Genomic DNA, 21,996 nt, shown 5'->3' with positions numbered 1-21,996 from the left:
TACGCCATTTCCGGGCGGACGCACCCCTTTTTCGCGCGGGGCCCTCGCCCGCCGCATGCTGCGCGACCCTCCTCCCCTCCCGAGCCCCCCGATGCCCTCCCCCGCCCACGTGCTCCAGTCCGTCTTCGGCTTCTCCGGCTTCCGCGAGGGGCAGGAGCCCGTCGTCTCGCGCCTGCTGGAGGCCCGGTCCGTGCTCGCCATCTTCCCCACCGGGGCTGGCAAGAGCCTGTGCTACCAGCTCCCCGCGCTGATGCTGGAGGGCCTCACGCTCGTCATCTCCCCGCTCATCGCGTTGATGAAGGATCAGATCGACTTCCTCCAGGGCCGGGGCATCCCCGCCGCCCGGCTCGACTCGACGCTGGGGCCGGAGGAGCTCCGCCAGCTCTACGCCGACTTGAAGGCGGGCACGCTCAAGCTGCTCTACATCGCGCCCGAGCGGCTGGCCAACGAGCGCTTCCTGCAGACGCTGCGCGGCGTGCGCATTTCCATGCTCGCCGTGGACGAGGCCCACTGCATGAGCGAGTGGGGACACAACTTCCGGCCCGACTACATGAAGCTCGCCCCGCTCGCCCGGACGCTGAAGGTGGAGCGGGTGCTGGCGCTCACCGCGACCGCCACGCCCTCGGTGGCCCGGGACATCGCGGGCGCGTTCGGCATCGCCCCCGGGGATGTCGTCCAGACGGGCTTCCACCGGCCCAACCTCACGCTGCACGTCTCCCCCACCCCCGGCGGTGACGCGCGCCGGGAGCTGCTGCTCTCGCGCCTGCGCTCGCGCCCCCGGGGGGCGACGATCGTCTACGTCACGCTCCAGCGCACGGCGGAGGAGACGGCCCGCTTCCTCACCGACCACGGCCTGTCCGCCCGGGCGTACCACGCGGGCCTCGCGCCCGAGGTGCGGCACGAGGTGCAGGACTGGTTCATGGGCTCGGCCGACGCGGTGGTGGTCGCCACGATCGCCTTCGGCATGGGCATCGACAAGAGCGACATCCGGGCCGTCTACCACTGCAACCTGCCCAAGAGCCTGGAGAACTACGCCCAGGAGATCGGCCGCGCGGGACGGGACGGCCAGCCCTCGGACTGCGAGCTGCTCGCGGCCCGGGAGGACGTGGTCGTCCTGGAGAACTTCACCTATGGCGACACGCCCACGCCCGAGGCCGTGACCGGGGTGCTCGAGCACGTGCTCGGCCAGGGGGACACCTTCGACGTCTCGCTCCACGAGCTGTCCCAGAGCCATGACGTGCGTCCGCTGGTCATCGAGACGCTGATGACCTACCTCGAGCTGGACGGCCTGCTGGAGTCCACGGGCCCGTTCTATACCGAGTACAAGTTCCAGGCCCTGCGGCCGCTCGACGAGGTCTTCGCCGGCTTCGATGCCCCCCGGGCCGACTTCCTGCGCCGCGTGTTCGCCCTCGCCGAGGCCAAGCGGACGTGGTCCCTGCTGAAGCTCGACGACATCTCCCGGAAGCTCGGCGAGCCGCGCGCGCGCATCATCGCCGCGCTCAACTACCTCGAGGAACAGGGGGCGCTGAAGCTCCAGGTGACGGGGGTGCGCCAGGGCTACCGGCGCACGCGCGGCGACGTCGAGGCCGCCACGCTCACCCGGACGATGATCGAGCGCTTCGACGAGCGCGAGCGCCGGGACGTGCGGCGGCTGCGCCAGGTGCTGGACTTCGCCGGCCACGAGGGCTGCCGCACCCGCTTCCTGCTCACCTACTTCGGCGAGGACCTGGAGGCCGACTGTGGCCACTGTGACTGGTGCGCGGGCGAGCGCCCCGGTCCCCTGCCCGCCCTGGCCGTCCCCGCTCCGGGGGAACGGGAAGTGGAGAGGTTGAAGCGGTTGCGCGCCGAGCGGCACGAGGCCCTCGCCTCGCCCCGGCAACTGGCGAGGTTTCTCTGTGGCATCGCCTCGCCGAGCGTGTCCCGGGCGAGGCTCGCCTCCCACGAGCTGTTCGGCCTGTTGTCGGACGTGCCCTTCCAGCAGGTGCTCGCCTTCGTGGAGGACTCCTCGCGGTAGGGCCCGCGCGGGCGACTTCCGCGCTCGTCCTGGCCTGGGGTAGCGTCCCCAGCCACCCATGAACTCCGCCTCCCCCCCGAGCCCCCCCGCGACGTCTGGATTGAGGACCTCCGCCGAGTCCTCGGAGCAGAAGCTGTCGAGCCTGTTGCGGTGGATGGAACAAGGCGGAGCGCTGTTTCCCAAGATGCACATCGTCCGGCAGGCGGATGGGGAGCGCTCGGTGCTGGCGCGCACCGACATCGCCGAGGGCGAGGTGGTGCTCCAGATTCCCACCACGCACCTGTTCACGCTGGAGCGCGCGAAGGCGTCGGACATCGGGCGCCGCATCCAGTCCCAGCTCCAGCCGGACAATGACTTCCTCTACCTGGCCTCCTGGCTGCTCGAGGAGAAGCACCGGGGCGCGGACTCCTTCTGGAAGCCCTTCGTGGACAGCCTGCCCGAGGCCTACCCCCACGTGCCCCTGTTCTACTCGGAGCAGGAGCGCGCGCGGATGAAGGGCTCGCAGTTGGAGCGGCTGGTGGAGGTGCAGCGCCAGTCCTTCGAGCAGGAGTACGCGCAGCTGCGCGAGAAGCTGCCCGAGTATGAGCGCTTCGGCTTCGAGGAGTATGTCTGGGCGCGGATTTCGCTGTACTCGCGCCTGTTCTCGCTCAAGGGGGGCCTGCAGGGACCGAGCCTCGTGCCGCTGTCGGACATGTTCAACCACCGCCAGCCGCCCGACGTGCTCTGGTCGACCTCGGAGGATGGACAGACGTTCCGGATGATCGCGCAGCGCGCGGTGCCGGCCGGAACGGAAATCCATACGCACTACGGCGCCAAGAGCAGCGACGTGTTCCTGCTGCACTCGGGGTTCGTGCCCGACGGCAACGAGGAAAACGACGAGGTGTATCTCTCCGTGGGGTTGCCCCCGGGGGATCCGCTGGCATCGGTCAAGCAGCAGATGTTCGGGCTCGCCTCGGCCACGGCGAAACATCCCTTCAAGGTGTCGCGCCAGGGCAAGTACCTCGCGTCCTGGTCGGTGTTCTCCTTCCTGCGCATGGCGCACGCGTCGCCCGACGAGTTCCTCGCCCTGTCCAACCGGCTGCTGTCGGGTACGAAGACGATCGCGCCGGTGAGCGTGGCGTGCGAGGAACGGGTGCTGGGGACGCTGGCCGCGGCCTGCGAGGAGCGGCTGAAGGCCTTCCCCACCACGCTGGAGGAGGACGAGCGGCTGCTGCGCGAGGGTCCCCTGTCGCCGAACGAGCGCAGCTGCGTGCTGTTGCGGCGCCAGGAGAAGCGGCTGCTAGGCGACTACCTGGAGCTGACCCGCGCGGGCCGCGCCCTGCTGCGCCAGCCCCGGGCGGAAGTCGAAGAACTCGCCGCGCGCACCGACACGCCGTGGGGATGGTTCGACGGCTACGTGCGCAACGATCTGCTGGGGCTGCTGCGCCAGAAGAAGTGACCTGACCCGAGGGGAGCGCGCGTGCTTGAAGACCCCCGGACCCGCCTTGTAAAGTCATCTGGGACATGCGCGCGCCCCTACTCCTGCGGTCTACCCTGCTTCTTGTCCTCGTGGCCACGAACACCCTGGCGAACGAGCGCGATCAACCCGCCGTCCGTCCCCTTCTCCTCTCGGAGCACCCGCACGAGGAAACCCACCGCGTCTCCGTGAAGGGAGCGGTCGTCACGACGCTTCGCTTCGAGAAGCCGGTCGATCCAGACAGAACGAAGATGCTGGGGTGGGAGGGGCGACTCGAGCCCCTGTCGGTGGTCCGCAACAAGGTCATTCTCGAGCCGCTCCATGACCTCAACGCCGACGAGGCGATTCCCTTGCTCGTGACGCTGGCGGATGGGACCGAGGTGTCGTTCCTCCTGAGACCTCCGAGGCGCCAAGCGTGGGACTGGGCGGACCAACAGGTCGATGTGTTCAAGGATCGCGACAGCTACGCGGCCATGCACTCCGCCCTTCAGCGAGCGCTCGAGGAGAACGGCACCCTCACCGAGGAGAACGCGCGTTACCGCAAGGAGGAGACCTCGGAGGATCACGCCCTGGCCACACTGATCGCCTCGGGGGCTCTCGCGCAGACGCCGTTCAAGGTCGTGGACCGCTTCTCCGGCAGGGATGAGAGGGCCACCGTGGAGGCGAAGGTATTTAAAGGCAAAGGGAAGGCCGCGGTCGTCCTCACCATCAAGAACCTCGATCCCGAGCAGCCTTGGAGCATGACGTCGGCTCGACTCGTGACCAAGGACAGAGGTGATGAGCGAGCGGTCGCCATTCGCACCACCTTTCGTGAAATCGCCCCCGGCGCTTCGGGAGTCATGGCCCTGGTCGTGGACAAAAGCGCCTTCTTGGAGGAAGGCCATTGGACGAGTCTGTTCCTCGAAATCTACCGGTACGATGGACTCCGGCAGGCCCTCATCCAACTAGATCCGTATCTCGTAGCGCGCTAGGAGCGAAGACATGGCCTCCAACACGTTCGTGCTCTCGGGCTGTGCCCTGCTCTTGTTGATGTCCTCGGGTTGCCCTGGAACCGCCACGGGACGCGTATCCCTCCGGGCCGACGGCACTCCGGGACCGGAGGCGTGCCCGGCGGACGCGCCCAAGGCAATGAACTACTTGAGGATGTTCGTCGGCGAATCCGCTTGGGTCGTGCTCGATGCGAACCAGACCAGCACCACCCCCGTCACCCTCTACGAGGGCAATGTCGAGAGTATTCTGGACGAGGATCTCGGACTCCTGGAAGCGCCGGCCCGGCTCTATGGCCGGGTCTGGACGAGTGGGCCCCAGGCCATCATCCGGTACTACTCCGCCCAGCCGATGAATGGAGGCGATCAGGTGCCCATCTGCGCGGTGGCGCGGCTCGGGCTGGGTCAACTCCGCAAGCGGCCCGAATCCCTACCAGGGACGGCGATCGTGGACTCTCCTCGTGCGGGCGTCTACATCGTGAACGAGTTCCGTTGAATCGTCCCCACGGTCTCCGAGACAGCTTGGACCCCGCGCGGACCTACCGCCGCAGGACGCGGTTGCCGCCGAGCGCGTCGATCACCACGATGACGTCGTTGGGAGCCCGCTCGAAGAGGCCCGGCGTGTAGTTGCGCGAGGTTGCCGTCCAGACGGGACTCGGGCTGGACCAGGTCTCGAAGTTGGTGGTCGTGCTCACGAACCCGACATGGCAGTGGCGCTGATCGGGAGGCGTGCTCGACAGGTCCGGCGCTCCGGCTTTGTCCTCGTCGGTGCAGAAGGCCACGCCCACCGGACCGTTGCCCACGCGGATGGCATAGGGCACATAGGCGTTGTAGCGCCGCCCCGAGGCGGGATCGATCCGCGACTGGTAGACGGTGCGGCGCAGGGAGTCGTCCCACGTCCTGCCACCGTCCCACGACTGCACGGCGTTGATGATGTTGGCGCGAGCGCCCCCCGTGGCGAACGGCTCGACCCCCTCGACGACGGCCATGAGGCGGTCGCCCCCGAGCTGCACGACGGTCGCCATGCCCTCGCGACTCAGCGCCCCGGCCCGCTTGTCACGCGACACGGCGACGACTCCATACGCGGTCCACGGCCCCGTGAGCCCACTGCGACCCTGCATGGCGATCCACTGGTGACCGGGATACCCCCCCTGCTCGGCGAGCAGCTCGGAGTCGTAATAGACTTGCAGATCGCCGTTCGCGCGCTGGAAGAGGAAGGGCGCCCCCACGAAGCGGGAGACGGGACCCACGACGGTGCTGTCGTAGACCCAGCCATCCCCATCGTTGTCGCTCCGGGTGACGGTGACGCGGAACTGCCCATTGGCGAACTCGCGGAAGGCACAGAAGACGGTGCGCGTGCCCGGGATGGCGCGCATCGTCACGTCGCCGAACTCCACGGCCGGGTTGCTCACGACGGAGCCGTGGACGGACCAGCTCGCGCCATTGTCGCGGCTCACCCAGACCGTGATGCCATGGCCCGAGCTCGCCCCACCGAGCAACACCCCGTCCGAGCGGCGGGTGATGCCACGAATGGGTGCGCCGCCACTGGCCATCAGCACCTGCCAGCCTCCACTCGGGAGCGCCTCCTCGTTCCGGGTGACCGTCTCACCGCGGTCCGGCGGCACGTCGGGCGCGCACGCGGAGAGCGATACGGCGAACAGGGCCAGCGCCATCAGGCGCGCGGGAAGCCAGGAGACACGATGGACCTTCGAAGGGGTCGGAATCATGGGCACCAGCGTGCGGCAGGGAAAATCCGGGAATCAAGCCAATCCAGGAATTTCGTTCACCGATGCGGCTCACCCCCCGCGCTGCCTGAGGCGCTCCAACTCGGCCTGTGACTCCGCGAGGCGGTGCTCCAACTCCTCCCGCCGCCGTGTCTCGTCCGCCAGACGCCGCTCCGCCTGCTCGAGCTGCCGGGCCTCCTCATCCGCGCGCCGCTGCAGCCCCACCATCATCTCCTGCATCCGGGCGATGAGTTCCTCGTACTCCAGCAACAGCGCGTGTCCCGCCCAGAAGCGCAGCCGCCCCTCTTCCACCTGCAACTCCAGCCCCAACACCTCCGAGCCATAGCGGCCCTGCTCCGGGGTGATGGGGACGTACTCCCTCGCCTCGCTGGACGGCAGCCGATGACCCTCCAGCCGCTGACGGGCCCGGTCGTAGATGAAGTACTCGGGGATGCCCAGCCGCGCGTAGCGCTTCACGTTGTATTCGGCGTCCTTCTTCCGGTCGCCGCCGACGTGAACCTCCAGCACCCAGTCCAGCCCCTTGCCCTCCTGACTCACCACCCACTTGTTTCGAGGGTGTGCCTCGGCGTCCAGCACGGCCAACAGGTCCGGCGCGAAACGGCGCTCGGCGGGGTAGTACACCGGCAGCTCCGTGCCCAGGTACACCCGCCGCCGCTGCCGGGAGAAGTACCCCTTGAGGGCCTGCAACGCGCCCATCTTCGCCTGGGAGTGCAGGTCTCCCTCCGGCATCGCCATCTCGTCCCACGTCACCTCGCCGGGCAAGGACTCCACCACCCGGACCCGCTCCTCCTCGCTCATCCTCGCCCACTGTTCCCGAGAGGGTGCCCGGGGAAAGGCGTCCTCGCGCTCCTGTTCGTCCCGTGCCATGCCCGTCAGGGTGAGGCGCGCGGCGAGCCCGGTCAATCGTCCCCGCGGCGCCCGTGAGCAAGCGGTAGGCCAGGTGACACGTCAGGCCCCTCCGAGTGGGCTTGCCGGGAGGCGCGACAAGCCCACTCCCTCGCACGCCTCGCACGTCTCATGAGCGGGACGATTCAGGCTCGCGCCACCGGCCGGGCCGTTCGCGCTGGCCGCGCGGCTATGCTTCGCCTGGCCACCGCACGCTCATGTGTCATGGCCCTGCCCCAGGAGAAGGAACATGTTCGGAAAACTCGCCGCCGACGCCCTCGGTCTCAGTGACATCGGCTCGGTCATCGCTCCGGCCGACTACGACAAGGTGGATGCCGACGACTACGTGATGCACGAGGACCAGGAGAAGATCTTCTTCCTGATCAAGTCCAAGTCCGACGAGTACTGCTTCACCAACAAGGCCCTCATCCACCTGGATGGCACCAGCGCCGCCAGCAAGAAGCGCATGCTGCACCGCTACAGCTACGGCTCCCACCCGGTGTCGAACGTGAAGCTCGAGACCGCGGGCACCATCGACATGGACGTGGAGATCAAGTTCCAGCTCGGCGCGAAGAACTTCTCCATCGACGTGCACAAGAAGCACCTCGAGCAGGTGAAGGATCTCTACAAGGCCCTCTTCCGCATCTCCGAGCTGATGCACGAGAACGAGGTGGCGCTCGGTCTGGCCAAGACCAGCATCGAGCTGGCCTCCACCACCCTGGGCCGAGGCCAGGCGGGCAGCGCGCCGCTCGTGGAGACCTTCAAGGAACTCAACCAGGCCGCCTTCTCCTGGTTCCTCGGCGCGCAGCAGAAGTACTGGGTCAAGGACTTCGGCTTCGTGTTCGAGCGCTACCTCAAGTCCTGAGCGGGAAACCATCCCCCTGGGCTCCGGGCCGTGTCTCTTCATGATTCTTCATGAAGGCGTCATGACCCGGAAAGAAGCCGGAAGTGTCATGGGAGCATGAACCCTCGTGCTCCCGTGGCTTCCCAGGCACCGTGTTCCCTCCGCGTCGTGCTCCTGTCCCTGGGGCTGGCCCTCGGCGGCTGTGCCACCACGCCCCCAATGAGCACGCTCGCGCCCGAGCCCTCCCCGGAGGTCTGCGCCGATGCGGCCGGCTGCCGCGAGGCGCTCCGGGACTCGCCACGGGACACCCTGTCGGAGTGCGAGGTGCGGCGGCGGGTGGAGCTTGCCGGGAGGGCCTGCGCGCTGGACGTGGCCGCGGGCTGCACCGAGCTGGGACGGTGGGAGATACGGGGCCTGGTGAAGGAACAAGGCCCGGACCTCCCCGCGGCCTCGGAGCTGTTCCATCGCGCCTGTACCCTGGGAGACGGCGAGGGGTGTGCCCTGAAGGCGCTGATGACGCTGCGGGGACAAGGGGTGGCGCGGGACGCGGTGGCGGCCCGGGCGGGGCTCCAGGACGCCTGCGAGCGCTTTCCCGGAAGCGCGTGTGGGCTCGCGGTGGACGGGCTCGCCGAGGAGGCCCTGCGGGAAGGCGGGGAGCCGGAGTGGGAATGGATGGCCCTGTTCGCGCAGCGGGGCTGTGACGCCGGTGACGGCCCGTCCTGCCGGATTCTCGGGGAGGCGTTCTACTCGGGGCGCGGCGTCGCGCAGGACGCCGACAAGGCCGCCGGATTCTTCGCCCGCGCGTGCGAGGCGGGCGATGGCGAGGCGTGCGCGCGCCAGGGGATGCTCCTGCGCGCCGAGGGCCCCTGGGCCGAGCCGCGCGCCGGACAACTGCTCTCGCGGGGGTGCGAGCTCGGCTCACCGGAGGCGTGCCGGCTGACGGTGCTCGAGATGCTCGATGCCCAGGGGCGTCAGAAGAACACCACGGACCGGCGGGCGCTCTTCCGCCATGCGTGCGACCGGGGCGCGGCGCTGGGTTGCCTCGCCCTCTACGATGAACTCCGCGACGAGCCGCTCGCGCCCCGGCCGGTGTTCGAGCTGCCCGGACTGCTCAAGCGCGCGTGTCTGCTCGGAGCGGGCCAGGCGTGCGAGTTCCTCGACGAGGTGACCCAGGCGGCCGGGCCACGCTGCGCCTCGGGGTCGGCCTCGGCGTGTGGAGTGCTGGGCGTGCTGTTCCTCAGCCCACCGCTGCGGCAGGGCGAGAGCACCGAGGGCGAGCGGCTGCTGCACGTGGCCTGCGAGGGCGGAGACGTGGCGAGCTGCAGGGGTTTGAGCGAGCTGAGCGGCGCCTCGGGGGATCTGACGTGCCGTTCGCGGTGAGGCCTCGCCGCGGGAGGCACCCCACCCGCCCCGGCCCTACGGCGCGGCCGCCACCCGGTTGCGCAAGGATTTGGGCAGCACCTTCGCCACGGTGTCGAGCACGGGCGAGTCGATGAGGGGTTGCAGCAGCCGGGTCGCCGCGAAGGACGCGGAGTACGCGAGGCGGCAGCGTGACTCGTAGCGCTCGAAGGCGCGCGCCTCGGTGCTCGCGCCGGTGAGCACGTCGCGCAGGGCCTCGGCCGCCAGGATGCCCGAGCGCATGCCCTGGTAGATGCCCTCTCCGGTGGCGGGATGCACCATGCGTCCCGCCTCGCCGATCACCACTCGCCCGGGCGAGTGCAGCCTCTCGATGGAGTACGAGTAGAGGATGGGGTGTCCCTTCCATCCGCCGATCTGCCGTGCGCCCCGCAGGCGGGGGGCGAAGTGGCTGTCGAGGATCTGCTGGAACAGGGCGCGGGCGTTGTGCTGGTGCGCGTCGTCCCGGTAGCAGATGCCGATGTTCACCCGGGTGTCGTTCTCCGGGAAGAGCCAGACGTACCAGGGCGCCACGCGCGGATCGAAGATCATCTCCACGTGGTGCGGGGTGAACTCGACGCCCTCCCACCAGCCCATGATGGCCTGGAGGATGGACTTGGGGCCCCGCTCGGGGACGAGCTTGGAGTGTCCCCCGTCGGCGACCACCGTGTAGCGCGCGCGCACCTCGCGGCCCTCGTCGTCCTGGAAGCCCACCACGCGCCCCCCCTCCTCGAGGAGCGAGCGCACGAGGAAATTGGGGACGAACTCCACCCCGAGCGACTGCGCGCGGCGCAGGAGGATCTCATCGAGCGTGCGGCGGTTGCAGATGATGGCGGCGGCGGCCTCGCCTCCCGACAGGAACATCGTCTCGTTGCCCCGGGTGGTCAGCCGCAGGCCCTTGATCCAGTAGGCGTGCGGCTCCACCGCGTCCCAGACGCCCAGCGTCTTCAGACAACCGATGCCCTTGGGGCTCACCCCGCTGCCGCAGGTCTTGTCCCGGGGGAAGTCCGCACGGTCCACGAGCACCACGCGCTTCACCCCGAGCTGACCCAGGTGCAGCGCGGCGGCCGTCCCGGCGGGTCCCGCTCCCACGATGGCGACATCGGCTTCCAGGACGGACTTGGACATGGGCGGGCCTCCAGGAGGGAATGTTCTTCTCCTCTACCCAACGGGCGGCTCGACCGTCCATGGTCCGTCCGTCCGAGGCGCGGTCCGCCTATTCACTGGAGAGCAGAAAGCTCGGCGCGATGGTCGGTGCTGAGCTGGTGCCACTCCGTCACCACGCCAGGGTGGCGCAACACCGCCGGGAGCCGTGCGGCTTTCAGACGAGGCCTTCGCGCAGCAGGCTCTCCGCGCCATCGAGGATGGAGCGCGCCGCCGGGCGGGGGTGCCAACCCAGCAGCCGCTGGGCCTTCGCCGAGGAGAACTCCTGCCGCAGGCCGAGGTTGGGCGCGAGCAGACGGAGATCCGAATTGACGAGCGCCAGCAGCCGCACCACGACATCGGGCAGCACCCGCGTCGGCACCTTCGCGGCACGAGCGCCGAGGTGTTCGCGCAACGTGCGCGCGATGTCGGTCATCCAGAGGAAATCGCTGGCGGCGGCGAACCGCTGGCCGGCGGCCTCGGGCGCCGTCATCGCCATGAGGTGCAGGTCCACGAGATCGCGCACATCCACGATGCTGGAGCCAAACCGTGGCAGGGCCGGCATCTTCCCGCCCAGCAGCAGAGCCACCATCGCGACCGAGCCGGAGAAGTCCTTGCCCAGCACGGGCCCCTGGATGATGGCGGGGAGCACGGTGGCGAGCGTCATCGAGCCACCCGACTGCCGGATGAAGTCCCAGGCATCCTGTTCGGCCAGGGTCTTCGAGCGCGTGTAATTGTTGATGTCCTTGCCGGAGAGATCGGTCCAGACGGACTCATCGATGGGACGCGAGTCGTCGTGGCCCGCGGGTGGGAGGGCGGCCAGCAGCGAGGACGTCATGACGACGCGCTTGACGCCCGCCCGCGCGCCCGCCTTCATCACCCGCAGGGTGCCCTCGCGGGCCGGGCGGACGAGGTCCTGCCCCTTGAACTCCCCCGTGGCCAGAGGCGAGGCGACGTGCAGGATGTACTCCGCGCCCTCCGCCGCGCGCTCCCACCCCTCGTCGCGCAGGAGATCGGCGACGAAGAAGGACAGACGCTCGGTGGCGCTGCCCGCCTCCCGGGCGACGGCCGCGCGCACCTCGTCCTCGCGCTTCAGGTGGCGCACCGTCGTGCGTACCCGATACCCCTGCCGCAGCAGGGCACCGATGGCCCAACTGCCCACATACCCCGACCCTCCGGTGACCAGCACCGTGGTGTCCTTCGTCTCTGTGCTCATGGGTTTCCCCGACTCGTCTTGACCCACCCTGACGGGTTGGTATCTAAAGGAGAGTCAGTGTGTAACGGCGACTGGAAAAGCGCACAAGAAGGCACCTGAATGAAACTGGGTAACCTCAACCTCCCCTCGGAAGTCTGCCGGTCGGTCGGAGACGTTCTCGGGCGGGTGGGAGACAAGTGGTCGGTGTTGGTGATCGTCACGCTGGCCGATGGCAGTCAGCGCTTCAACGAGCTGAGGCGGGGCATTGGCACCGTGTCGCAGAAGATGCTGACGGCCACCCTGCGGGGTCTGGAGCGCGACGGGTATGTGACCCGGAAGGTCACCCCGACGATTCCACCCCGGGTCGACTACGAGCTCACCCAACTGGGGCGGGACGTGCTGGTCCCGCTCGACGCGCTGGCCCATTGGGCGCTGGCTCACCGCGAGCACGTGGAAGCCGCGCGCAAGGCCTACGACGAGCGGGTGGGCACGGAGCCGGCGGAGGACGAGTGAGCCTCCGCCCGGCGCCAGGACTCAGCGGGCCTCCAGCTCCTTGAAGACGACCCCGTCCAGCTCCAGGCGGCGCACCGCGTCCACCAGGCGCTCGTTGGCGATGATGAGCGTGGAGGCATCGGCCAGCCGGAAGATGTCCACGTGCCTCGGCAGCGATGAGGCGTCGAGCCAATACGGGTCCGGGACGCCGTGGCCCATGGAGACACCACAGGTGGGACACGGAGGATTCGGGGGCGGCAGGCAGTCCGGATGGAATCGCCCGTGGGATTCGAGCTGGATGTCTCGCAGCTCGGGTGCGTTCTTGGTGCGGAACCGCACCTGGGTGGGGCAGCCGGTCAGGCCACGCACGGCCGCGTTCCTCAAGTGCTCCAGGGCCTCGCGGCGCAGACAAAGGGACCAGGGGTTCTGCATGACGAGCTGGCCGAAGGAGCCCACCCCTGTGCCCTGGAGTGGGCCGAACGCCGCTCCTGATTCCAGTACGGCGTCGGGAGGCGCCAGGGGGCGCACCAGCTCGCGCCTCCGGATGAACTCCTCACGCGGGACGGGCCAGGCACTGGACAATTTCTTCTGATCCTCCGAGGACAGACCCGACAGGTCCACGCACGGATATTGGGCCAATGTCCCCCCTTCTGGTTGCAAATCACAGACAGGGCAGGACTCCACACCGGGCAACCACCACGTATGTTTGGCGTTCAGATTGCCCGTGTATCGGGGCGACGGGTCTCTTTCCAGTTCGTAGTATTTCATGCGGCCAGAGCAACCCCGGGACTCACTCTGACCAAACGAGCGCCAGGTCCAGCTCGACGGCCTCGAAGGGTTCGGCGCGGACGCGGCCCTCGCCGGTGAAGCACTCGCCGCGCCGCCACTGGCCCTCGGCGAGCCGGAAGAGTTCAAGCGTCCGGGTGAGAGGATCCACGTGCCACAGGTGCCGCACACCCTCGCGAGCGTAGATGCGCATCTTCGGGCCCTGGTCCACGCGCCGCGTGCCCGGGGAGAGGATCTCGCAAACCCAGTCCGGAGCGAGCTCGTAGTGCGCGGGAGCGTCCGCGCCACCGACGGCACGGGGCAGACGCTCGCGCCGCCATCCGGCGAGATCCGGCACGACCTTGTCCGGACGTGGGCCGAGATGAAGCTCGGGCTCGGCGAGGAGGACCCATCCACCGGGCCCATCCTTGCCGAACTTGAAGGGCCCCGAGAGCAGGCCCGCGAGGTTGTAGGAGACGTTGGCGTGCGGCCGGGCCGGGCGAGGGCTGAGGTGAAGTTCCCCCTCGAGGATCTCCGCCACCAGCTCTGCGGGAGCCGCCTGGAAGGCCGCCTCGACGGACGGGGCGTTGCGCCCGGTGGACTCGGACTCGGGAGTGCGGCGGAGGGCCATGGATGAAGAGTGTCGCATGACCCTCGCGCGCTGCAACGCGAAGGCCATGACGTGTCTCATCGTGTACAACCAGCCCACGTCGAAGGTAGAGCCCGCTACACCCCGAGGAACAGGCGCTTGCCGAAGTTGAGCGCGAGCGAGGCGTCGAAGATCTTCTGCGCCGCCGCCTCGATGTCGTACTCCACGCGGATGTACTCCACCGTGCGCGCGCCCGTGTCGCAGATGACGAAGCACGCCCGGTTGTCGTAGTCGCGCGGCTGCCCCACGCTGCCCACCGAGATGATGTACTTGTAGCCCCGGCGGATGCCGAACTTCTGCGCCACCACGTCATGCACCTCGCCATTGCCGATGGCGAACGCCTTGCACAAATGGCTGTGCCCGATGAACGTCACCTCGGGCAGGTGCTCCACGTACGGCGCGAGCTCGCGCGCCTGCTCCAGCGCGAAGATGTACTCGTACGCCCGGGGCTCCACCGGCGAGCCGTGACAGAAGCCCACGTCCCCAATGCGGTACGTGTACGGCAGCGTCTTGAGCCACTCCATGTTCTCGTCGGACAGCACGCTCGCGCTCCAGTCGAGCGCGTGCCGCGCGGCGTCGTAGTAGTACGAGTAGTCCATGCGCCCGGCCACCGCGGCGTCGTGGTTGCCCAGCAGCGTCACCTCCGTCACCGAGCGCACCAGGTCGCAACACGCGTTGGGCGAGGCGCCGTAGCCCACGATGTCGCCGAGCGACACGATCCGGTCCACCTTCTGCTCTTCCGTGACGCGCAGGACCTGCGTGAGGGCCTCGATGTTGGAATGGATGTCGGAGATGATCGCGATTCGCATGTGGTGGAGTTTCTACGAGAGGCCGAACGGGGGCCCCCGTTGCTCATTGGAAATGATGCGCCTCAACAAGTCCTGAGCGCCAGAATCCAACCCCTCGAAACGCAGGCCCATCCCGGCCGGGCCCTTGTCCTGACGCCGGGACCGATTCCACATCACCGTGGCCTCGGCCGTCACCTCGTGCACCACCCCGCCCCCCAGCCGCACCCGCGCCCGGCGGCCCGCGTCCAGGGGCGTGCTCGTCTGCAGGAACATCCCCCCCTCGCTCAGGTTGGCCACCCGAGCATAGAGGGTGATGTCCTCCGACTCGCACCAGCAGCGCAGGCGCGAGGCGAACCGCGTGGTCTTCCGGTTATCGATCGGCACCCCGCTGCCCTCCAGCCCGGTTCTCTCGAACCCACCATGTCACGGCCCTCCCCCTGGTTTCGAGGGAGTCCGGATTAACGGGAATCCACTTTAGGTGGATTGTAAAAATCCGTCAAGAGGCGATCCCGGACGGAGCTGGCGGGCTGGCTGGAGGGGGGACGGGTCAGGCGTCGAGGACGGGCAGGTCGTCGAAGTGGGTGAGGCGCTTGAAGTCGGAGAAGCGCTGGTGGAGGTCGGAGCGGGAGATTTCGCGCAGGCGCTCGAGGCTGAACTTCTCCACGGTGAAGGAGGCCATGACGCTGCCCATGACCATGGCGCGGCGCAGCACGGGGATGTCCAGGGAGCCGCCGGCGGTGGCGAGCGTGCCCATGAAGCCGCCGGCGAAGGTGTCTCCGGCGCCGGTGGGATCGAACACGTCGGCCAGGGGCATGGCGGGGCAGACGAACAGGTGCTCCTTCTCCACGAGCATGGCGCCGTACTCACCGCGCTTGATGACGACGCGCTGGGGGCCCATGCCGAGGATGGCGCGGGCGGCGCGGATGATGTTGTGCTCGCCGGAGAGCTGGCGCGCCTCGGCGTCGTTGACGAAGAGCAGGTTGACGAGCTCGAGCGTCTTGAGGAGCGCGGGCCGGCTGCCGTTGATCCAGAAGTTCATGGTGTCGGCGGCCACGAGCTTGGGGGCCTTGACCTGGTCCACCACGCGCGCCTGGAGCTCGGGGTGGATGTTGCCGAGCATGACGTACTGGGCGTCGCGGTGGCGCTCGGACAGCTGGGGCGAGAAGCTCTGGAAGACGTTGAGCTGGGTGTCGAGCGTCTCGGCCTCGTTGAGCTGCCAGCCGTAGCGGCCCTTCCAGCGGAAGGTGCGGCCCTTCTCGTGGGACACCCCATCGATGTCCACGCCCCGCGCGCGCAGGAAGTCGAGGTGGGCCTTTGGGAAGTCCTCGCCCACCACGGCCACCATCTGCACGGGGGTGAAGAACGAGGCGGCGGTGGAGAAGTAGCTGGCCGAGCCGCCCAGGACGTCCTCCTTGAGCCCGAAGGGGGTTTCCACCGAATCCAGCGCGACCGAGCCAACGACGAGAAGAGACATGAGCCATCCAAGGGGAGCGGCCGGCGGACAGCGGCACGGGGGCTCCCAGGGGCCCGTGCCGAGGCGAGGTACGACTTTTGGGCCGGTCAGGTCAAGGGGTGGGAAGGACGGGCAGTAGCGCCTTGAGGTCATCGTCGGTGAAGTACAGGCCACCACCGAAGAAGAAGTCCCGGCCGGCGAGCATGCGCCGGGTGTTGATGTCGCGCTGGGGCGCGTTGAGCAGGTCGTCCATGCCCACGGTGACGAAGATGCGATCGAAGGCCTGGGCCCGCAACGAGGTGCGGATGCGCGGGTAGCGCAGCTCGTCCACCGAGAAGTTGAAGGCGTCCAGCCTGAGCATCAGGTGGTCCTTGAAGAAGTGGAAGTCGGCGCCCACGCCGCCCGTGGACTCGATGATGCCGAAGCGCAGCGTGGTGAAGTAGTAGCGCTTGGCGAACTGCGCGCTGAAGGTGAAGCCCTGGCGGGTGATCTTCTGCTGCTGCAGCACGGGCTCGCCCGAGGAGGGCGGGTTGGTCTGGGTGTAGATCGTCTCCGTGATGCCGCGCGGATCGTCCACCACCTCCAGCAGGTAGTACTTGTCCGGCCGGGGGGCCAGGCGCACCGACAGGCTGTTCTTCGACGTCTCCTGTCCGGTGAGCCACGTGGCCTGGAGCCCCACCTCGGTCTGCAGCCCGGTGAGGGTGGAGGCGAGGCTGGACACGTCCTCCACGGTCTCGGCGAGTTTCTGGCCCAGGCGCTCGTCGCTCAGGAGCGTGCCCACGGCACCCTCGCCGTTCTTCACCTTGGCGGTGACCTCCTCGATGTTGGCGAGCGAGCGATCCAGCCGCTCCATCGTCTTCTTGAGGCTGGACACGCTGTCCTTGAGGTCTCCTTCCCCGCTGCCGATGATCTGGCGCACCGTGACGAGCACCTCGCGGGTGTCCTGGGTGATGACCTCGATGTTCTTCACGATGTGGCCGACGCTCTCCTCGTTGGAGTGCGTCATGCCGCGCACGTCCTTGCTCACGCCCTCGAAGTTGCGAAGGATGGAGTCCAGGCGCTCGGAGCTGGTGCGCACCGTCATGTCCACCGAGTCCGACAGGCGCACCATGTTGTCGACGATGCGCCCGAGCGAGCCCGCGCCCTTCTCGCCGCCGAGCACGTCGCGCAGGGCGCCCGTCACCTGCTGGATGTCCTCGGTGATTTGACTCAGCGAGGCGAAGGCGGCCTCCATGCCCTGCACGTCCACCACCTTGCGGATCTCCTCGCCGTCCTTGAGCGGCGGGGTCATCTCGGTGCCGGGGTTCAAGTCCAGCAGGTAGTCGCCGAGCAGCGACTCGGAGCGTTTGATGAGGGCGGCGTCCTGGTGGAGCACCACGTCGCGGCGCACGCGCACGGTCACCTTGGCGCGCGTGCCCTCCAGGGTGACACCCGTCACCTCGCCCACGGGGATGCCGGCGATCTGGATGCGGCTCTTGGTGCCCAGGCCCGAGGCGTCACGGAAGTAGGCGTGGGCCTCCATGGCCTCGTCCTTGCCCATGCCGCCCTTGCGGGTGAAGAGGATGAAGGCCATGAGGCATCCTCCGGCGATGAGCACCAGCAGACCGACGCGGAAGGGTGTGACGAAGCGCTTCACCGGGAATGACTCCTAGTCGTTCTTGCCAAACCACGTCTGGAGGAAGATCTTCACTGCGGGCTGCTCGGAGGCGCGCAGCTGTTCCGGGGTGCCCTGCTCCAGGATGACGCCCTTGCTGAGGAAGGCGATCTGGTTGGCGATGTTGAAGGCCGAGGCGACGTCGTGGCTGATGACGACGCTGGTGATGCCCAGCTCGCGCTGGGCCGCGAGGATCATCTCGTCCACGTAGTCGGTGGTGATGGGATCCAACCCCGTGGTGGGCTCGTCGTAGAGGACGATCTTCGGATTCATCACGATGGCGCGGGCCAGGCCCACGCGCTTGCGCATGCCGCCGGACAGGTCGGCGGGGAACTTCGTCTCCACCGAGCGCGGCAGGCCCATGAGCTCGAGCTTGGAGCGCACGAGCGCGGACTCCTCGTCCACGGAGAGCCGGCGGTGCTCGCGCAGGGGGAAGGCCACGTTCTCGTAGACGTTCATCGAGTCGAAGAGCGCCGCGGCCTGGAACACCATGCCGAACTTGTGGCGCACGCGCTCGAGGCCCTCGGCGCCCAGGGGGACGATGTCCTCGCCGTCGATGAGGACCTCGCCCGCGTCGGGCTTGAGCAGGCCGATCATGTGCTTCATGAGCACCGTCTTGCCCGAGCCCGAGCCGCCGAGGATGACGCAGGTGCTGCCCGCGGGCACGGCCAGCTCGATGCCCGTGAGCACCTTGTTCGGGCCGAAGGACTTGTGCAGGCCGCGGATGTCGATCATCGGCCGCGCGGGAGTCGGGTCGCCCATCAGTGCAGGAGCACCCCGACGATGAAGTCGAGGATGAAGATGGAGAGGGCGCTGTTGACCATGGCGGCGGTGGTGGCCTGGCCCACGCCCTTGGCGCCGCCGGTGGCGTTGTACCCCTTGAAGCAGCAGATGAGCGCCACGGACAGGCCGAAGACGGCGCCCTTGATGAGGCCCTCGTAGACGTCGATGGGATCCAACCACTGCTGCGTTCGGGCGATGAAGGTGCCGGGCGACACGTTCTGCACCGACACCGCGACGATGTAGGCGCCGAAGATGCCCGAGGTGTCGAAGAGCAGCGTGAGCGCGGGCACCATGAGCAGGCCCGCCAGCACCCGGGGCACCAGCAGGTACTGCACGGGGTTGACGGCCATGGTCTCCAAGGCGTCCACCTGCTCGGTGACGCGCATGGTGCCCAGCTCCGTGCACATGGCGGAGCCGGCGCGCATGGTCATCATCAACGCGGAGAACACGGGGGCCAGCTCGCGTGTGAGCACCAATCCCACCGTGGGGCCCACGAGGCTCTGGGCGTCGAACATGGCGAAGGCGCGCGCGGACTGATTGGCGAACACCATGCCGGTGAACAGGCCGGTGAGCAGCACGATGAAGACGCTGCCCACGCCCACGAAGTCCAGTTGGAAGAAGAAGTTGGCCGCGCGGAAGGGCCGGCGCACGCTCCAGCGCGCCACGTCCGCCCCGAGTGTCGCCAGCCGGCCGAGCTCCTCGACTCCCTCGACGAACACCCGTCCCAGGCTCTCGATGCCTCGGACGATCCACGAGGTACGCGGGGATTGCTCCACCTTCTGCTCTGTGTTCTCGGACGCCACCGGGGGCCTACTCTACGTGCCCCGGTTCCAGGCACAAGCAAAGGCTCCGCCTCCCCCACTCCCCGTGCGCGCCCAGGCCTCCCGGACCCCAGGCATCCAGGCTCCGACCCCCCCGGCCGACAAAGGGGGTTTCTCCGGAGCGGTGTTGCCGTTATGTTGCGCCCCCCTTTTCATCCCCCCTCCACATAGAGAAGCGAGAAGCACACACCCATGGCGACCCAACTCAAGGTCGGCGGCGAGGTCGACGCGTTCTGCACCCGCTGCAGGCTCACGCTCGCACACACCATCCTGGCGATGGTGGGCACGAAGATCGCTCGCGTGCGCTGCAACACCTGCAACGGCGACCACGCCTTCCGGTCCGCGCCCGGCACCACGGACCGGCCGAGCACCTCGTCGCGCTCGAGCGGCGGCGGCTCCAGCACCCCCCGTGCCCCGCGCGCCAGCCGCGCGTCGGACGAGGACAAGGTCATCATCTCCTTCGAGGAGCAGCTGGCGGGCAAGGACATCGCCAATGCCCCGCGCTACAGCCCCAAGGACTCCTACAAGGTGGATCAGGTCATCCAACACCCCACCTTCGGCCTCGGTCTGGTGACGGCCGTGCGGGGCAACAAGGTGGACATCACCTTCAAGTCCGAGACCAAGACGCTCGTGCACGCCACGGGGGGCGCCAGCGCGGAGAAGCCCAGTTTCAGTCCGCCCAATGCGAAGATGACAGGCCCAGCGGACAAGCCGATGACGGCGCCCGTGGAAGAGCCCGCGGAAGCCCCGGGAGACACCGCCGAGGGTTGACACGGACGCCGGGGAGGCTGGACGGTAAGGGCCCTTGCCTATGCGCGTGCTCCTGACCCTGCTGCTGCTCGCCCTGCCGGGCCTGGCGGGGGCGGAGCCGTTGCCGGTGACGCTGCTGCCCTCCGAGGTGGTGCTCGGCCGGGATCCGGTGGTGGTGGTGCGGGTGAAGGCCCCGCCCGGCGCCCCACCCCTCCGGGCCGCGGCCTCCACGGGCCGGCTCACGCCCCAGCGCTCCTCCACGCCCGAGGAGTTCCTGTTCATCTGGACGCCTCCGGACATCCGCTACCCGCTGCTGGCGGTGCTCGCCTTCTGGACGGACTCGCCCGCCGGCCCGCCGGAGATCACCCGCGTCCCCATTCCGCTGCTGGGCCGCAACGAGCTCACCGTGGACACGGCCGCGGGTGCCCAGGTGGTGGTGGAGGTGGCCGGCCGCAGCTTCGGCCCCGCCCGCGCCGACCGCCGGGGCAAGGCCAAGGTGACGGTGCAAGTGCCTCCGGGGGTGAGCAAGGCCAGCGTGCGCGTCACCTCCACGCGCCAGCGGCCCTCGCTGCGCACCATCCCCCTCGACGTCCCCCCCGAGCAGCCCCTGCTCGCGGTGATGAGCCCCGAGTCCCTGCCGGCGGGGGGGGACGGCTGGCTCGTCCTCATGGGGGAGCAACCCGTGCCGGGCTCGGAGCTGCGCCTGCGGGTCAAGGGCGCCAGCACCCGGGAGGAGCTGCCCAGTGTCTTCCGTGTGAAGCCGGAGCCCGGCGCGAACGCGGTCGTGGTGGAGGCCCAACGGGCGGATGGCACCGGCTCGACGCGTCTGACGACCCACGTCGTGGCGGCCGTGGTCCGCTTCACCCCCGCGCCTGCTCCTCCCGCCCTGGTGGTGCCCCTGGCCAGGGTGACGCCCGCGCTCGTGCTCGGGCCCGTGGTGGCGCCGCCTCCCCGCCCTCCTCCTCCCCCGGCCCACCCCTTTTCCGTGCAGGTGCTGGCCGGGGGCTTCCTCGCCGGGGGGGACAACCGGGGGCCGCTGGCCTCGCTGGGCGTGGGCTACCAGCTTCCCCTGCTCGACGGTCGCTTCGCCCTGGAGGCCGAGGCGGGTCTGCGGCGCTCCACCTCCCACGCCCTCGTGGAGGGCCTGGGCACGGTGGACTCCCGGGTGCTCGCCTCCCCCCTGCTGCTCTCGGTGAGGGGGCGGGCGTTCGAGCTCGGACGCTTTTCCCTGCACGGCCGCGTGGGCGCCGGGCCGACGTACTACAATCACCGCGCGACGAGCTCCTTCTTCGACACCCCGCTCGTCCAGCAAGGGCGCACCTTCATGGGCTTTGTCGCGGCACAGGCCGTCTGGCGTCTGGGCGCGGTGAGCACCCTCCTCGAGGTGCGCGCGGGCCGTGCCGCCGCGAGCGCCTCTCTCGTCGATGCCCAGCTCGGCGGTCTTTCCGCCTGCGTGGGCCTGAGGTACCGGTTATGAGCAAGCGGTTCATCCTGGTGCTCGCCACGGTGCTGAGCGCGTGCGAGCCCACTTCACCCCCCCTGCAAGCCTTCCACATCCTCGACGTGGCGCCCCTCACCCAGAAGACCAACGAGTCGAAGCATGTCCGGGTCCAGCTCGACACGGATCCGGCCTTCCTCGTGGACTACGGCGAGCCCGCGGCCCGGATGGTGGGACAGCCCCGGATGGTGATTGGCCCCCGCACCATCCCCCTCACCTACCTGGGCCATGGCCTGTTCGAGGGCTACGTGGAGCCGCTGGCGCCGAGCAACTACATCGTCGGGGTGAACCTGGGCGATGGGCGCGAGGCCACCTTCGCCACGCCCTACGTGGTGACGGCGGTGGAGGAGCCGGAGCTGCCGGTGGCGCGAGCGACGTACGATTTCGCGCGCATCGACCCCCAGGTCCAGGGCCGGCCCTTCACCGTCACCATCACCGTCAACGTCCATGGACAGGTGGAGGGCGCTCCTCCCTACCAGGGCGCCGCCACGTTGACGGTCCACACCGGGGGCGAGGAGATCTTCCGCGCCTCGGTGGAGCCCGTCACGGCGGGCAAGATCCCGATAGAGGTCATCATCAACCGATCCGGCGACGACTTCGTCGCCAAGATCGAGGACGCCACGGGGGAGCAAGCGTTCTCCAACGCCTTCCCGGTGGCTCCCTCCGAGAGCTGATTCACG

The 21,996-nt window shown here is 68.9% G+C and carries 22 protein-coding genes; 10 read left to right on the top strand and 12 right to left on the bottom strand.

The genetic code is table 11. The features are described from left to right. Nucleotides 1-91: 91 nt before the first annotated feature. The 4 genes from D187_RS43620 to D187_RS43605 all read left to right on the top strand — a co-directional run bounded on the left by D187_RS43620 (nt 92) and on the right by D187_RS43605 (nt 4,952). Nucleotides 92-2,014: a RecQ family ATP-dependent DNA helicase gene (locus D187_RS43620; protein WP_002621006.1), complete on the top strand. Its 1,923-nt coding sequence runs from the start codon at nt 92-94 to the stop codon at nt 2,012-2,014. Nucleotides 2,015-2,072: 58 nt separating this feature from the next. Beyond that, nucleotides 2,073-3,452 carry an SET domain-containing histone-lysine N-methyltransferase gene (locus tag D187_RS43615; RefSeq protein ID WP_155893986.1) on the top strand — a complete coding sequence of 460 codons (1,380 nt, stop codon included), beginning with the start codon at nt 2,073-2,075 and terminating at the stop codon, nt 3,450-3,452. 65 nt (nt 3,453-3,517) lie between these two features. Further along, the gene (locus D187_RS43610; protein ID WP_043434357.1) at nt 3,518-4,441 is read left to right on the top strand and encodes a DUF2381 family protein; all 924 of its coding nucleotides are present in this window, start codon (nt 3,518-3,520) and stop codon (nt 4,439-4,441) included. Between the two features lie 10 nt (nt 4,442-4,451). Continuing rightward, entirely contained in the window at nt 4,452-4,952 is a 501-nt protein-coding gene (locus D187_RS43605; RefSeq protein ID WP_002621002.1) for a hypothetical protein, read from the top strand. A gap of 43 nt (nt 4,953-4,995) precedes the next feature. Here the strand turns inward: D187_RS43605 and D187_RS43600 are convergent, their stop codons facing one another. Further along, nucleotides 4,996-6,183 (bottom strand): hypothetical protein, encoded by a 1,188-nt coding sequence (locus D187_RS43600; RefSeq protein ID WP_002621001.1) that lies wholly within the window; start codon nt 6,181-6,183, stop codon nt 4,996-4,998. 69 nt (nt 6,184-6,252) lie between these two features. Next, nucleotides 6,253-7,104, bottom strand: a complete 852-nt coding sequence (locus D187_RS43595; RefSeq protein ID WP_002621000.1) for a Uma2 family endonuclease — start codon at nt 7,102-7,104, stop codon at nt 6,253-6,255. A gap of 232 nt (nt 7,105-7,336) precedes the next feature. Between D187_RS43595 and D187_RS43590 the strand changes: the two genes are divergently transcribed. Then, nucleotides 7,337-7,951 (top strand): PH domain-containing protein, encoded by a 615-nt coding sequence (locus D187_RS43590; protein WP_002620999.1) that lies wholly within the window; start codon nt 7,337-7,339, stop codon nt 7,949-7,951. A 96-nt stretch (nt 7,952-8,047) separates the two neighbouring features. After that, the gene (locus D187_RS56070) at nt 8,048-9,310 is read left to right on the top strand and encodes a tetratricopeptide repeat protein (RefSeq protein WP_051256796.1); all 1,263 of its coding nucleotides are present in this window, start codon (nt 8,048-8,050) and stop codon (nt 9,308-9,310) included. A 36-nt stretch (nt 9,311-9,346) separates the two neighbouring features. On the opposite strand, the gene D187_RS43580 is transcribed toward D187_RS56070, so the two are convergent. Continuing rightward, nucleotides 9,347-10,453 (bottom strand): NAD(P)/FAD-dependent oxidoreductase, encoded by a 1,107-nt coding sequence (locus tag D187_RS43580; RefSeq protein ID WP_002620997.1) that lies wholly within the window; start codon nt 10,451-10,453, stop codon nt 9,347-9,349. Nucleotides 10,454-10,646: 193 nt separating this feature from the next. Beyond that, complete coding sequence (locus D187_RS43575; protein ID WP_002620996.1) at nt 10,647-11,684, bottom strand: SDR family oxidoreductase; 1,038 nt, start codon at nt 11,682-11,684, stop codon at nt 10,647-10,649. Nucleotides 11,685-11,783: 99 nt separating this feature from the next. Between D187_RS43575 and D187_RS43570 the strand changes: the two genes are divergently transcribed. After that, a complete protein-coding gene (locus tag D187_RS43570; RefSeq protein ID WP_043434355.1) occupies nt 11,784-12,176 on the top strand; it encodes a winged helix-turn-helix transcriptional regulator in 393 nt (130 codons plus the stop codon). 21 nt (nt 12,177-12,197) lie between these two features. Here D187_RS43570 and sitI6 read toward each other — a convergent pair whose 3' ends face one another. The 8 genes from sitI6 to D187_RS43530 all read right to left on the bottom strand — a co-directional run bounded on the left by sitI6 (nt 12,198) and on the right by D187_RS43530 (nt 19,050). Continuing rightward, nucleotides 12,198-12,923 carry a SitI6 family double-CXXCG motif immunity protein gene (gene sitI6, locus D187_RS43565; RefSeq protein WP_043434354.1) on the bottom strand — a complete coding sequence of 242 codons (726 nt, stop codon included), beginning with the start codon at nt 12,921-12,923 and terminating at the stop codon, nt 12,198-12,200. A gap of 22 nt (nt 12,924-12,945) precedes the next feature. Further along, entirely contained in the window at nt 12,946-13,599 is a 654-nt protein-coding gene (locus D187_RS43560) for a Uma2 family endonuclease (protein ID WP_002620993.1), read from the bottom strand. Between the two features lie 47 nt (nt 13,600-13,646). Further along, a complete protein-coding gene (locus tag D187_RS43555) occupies nt 13,647-14,378 on the bottom strand; it encodes a metallophosphoesterase family protein (RefSeq protein WP_002620992.1) in 732 nt (243 codons plus the stop codon). 12 nt (nt 14,379-14,390) lie between these two features. Further along, entirely contained in the window at nt 14,391-14,741 is a 351-nt protein-coding gene (locus D187_RS43550) for a TIGR02266 family protein (protein WP_002620991.1), read from the bottom strand. Nucleotides 14,742-14,904: 163 nt separating this feature from the next. Continuing rightward, nucleotides 14,905-15,831, bottom strand: coding sequence for a PfkB family carbohydrate kinase (locus D187_RS43545; protein WP_002620990.1), 927 nt, complete (start codon nt 15,829-15,831; stop codon nt 14,905-14,907). 91 nt (nt 15,832-15,922) lie between these two features. Continuing rightward, nucleotides 15,923-17,446, bottom strand: a complete 1,524-nt coding sequence (locus D187_RS43540) for an MlaD family protein (RefSeq protein WP_002620989.1) — start codon at nt 17,444-17,446, stop codon at nt 15,923-15,925. A gap of 12 nt (nt 17,447-17,458) precedes the next feature. Next, complete coding sequence (locus tag D187_RS43535; protein WP_043434348.1) at nt 17,459-18,199, bottom strand: ABC transporter ATP-binding protein; 741 nt, start codon at nt 18,197-18,199, stop codon at nt 17,459-17,461. Between the two features lie 26 nt (nt 18,200-18,225). Then, nucleotides 18,226-19,050 (bottom strand): MlaE family ABC transporter permease, encoded by an 825-nt coding sequence (locus D187_RS43530; RefSeq protein WP_002620987.1) that lies wholly within the window; start codon nt 19,048-19,050, stop codon nt 18,226-18,228. Nucleotides 19,051-19,260: 210 nt separating this feature from the next. On the opposite strand from D187_RS43530, the gene D187_RS43525 reads away from it, so the two are divergent. The 3 genes from D187_RS43525 to D187_RS43515 are packed head-to-tail and all read left to right on the top strand — an operon-like array spanning nt 19,261 to nt 21,990. Next, a complete protein-coding gene (locus D187_RS43525) occupies nt 19,261-19,839 on the top strand; it encodes a hypothetical protein (RefSeq protein WP_002620986.1) in 579 nt (192 codons plus the stop codon). A gap of 40 nt (nt 19,840-19,879) precedes the next feature. Then, entirely contained in the window at nt 19,880-21,295 is a 1,416-nt protein-coding gene (locus tag D187_RS43520) for a hypothetical protein (RefSeq protein ID WP_002620985.1), read from the top strand. Next, nucleotides 21,292-21,990 (top strand): hypothetical protein, encoded by a 699-nt coding sequence (locus D187_RS43515; protein WP_002620984.1) that lies wholly within the window; start codon nt 21,292-21,294, stop codon nt 21,988-21,990. The genes D187_RS43520 and D187_RS43515 overlap by 4 nt, the downstream gene beginning before the upstream one ends. Nucleotides 21,991-21,996: the final 6 nt, after the last annotated feature.

It is taken from the genome of Cystobacter fuscus DSM 2262 (assembly GCF_000335475.2).
GTDB lineage: Bacteria > Myxococcota > Myxococcia > Myxococcales > Myxococcaceae > Cystobacter > Cystobacter fuscus.
This window is presented reverse-complemented; position numbering and strand designations above follow the sequence as displayed.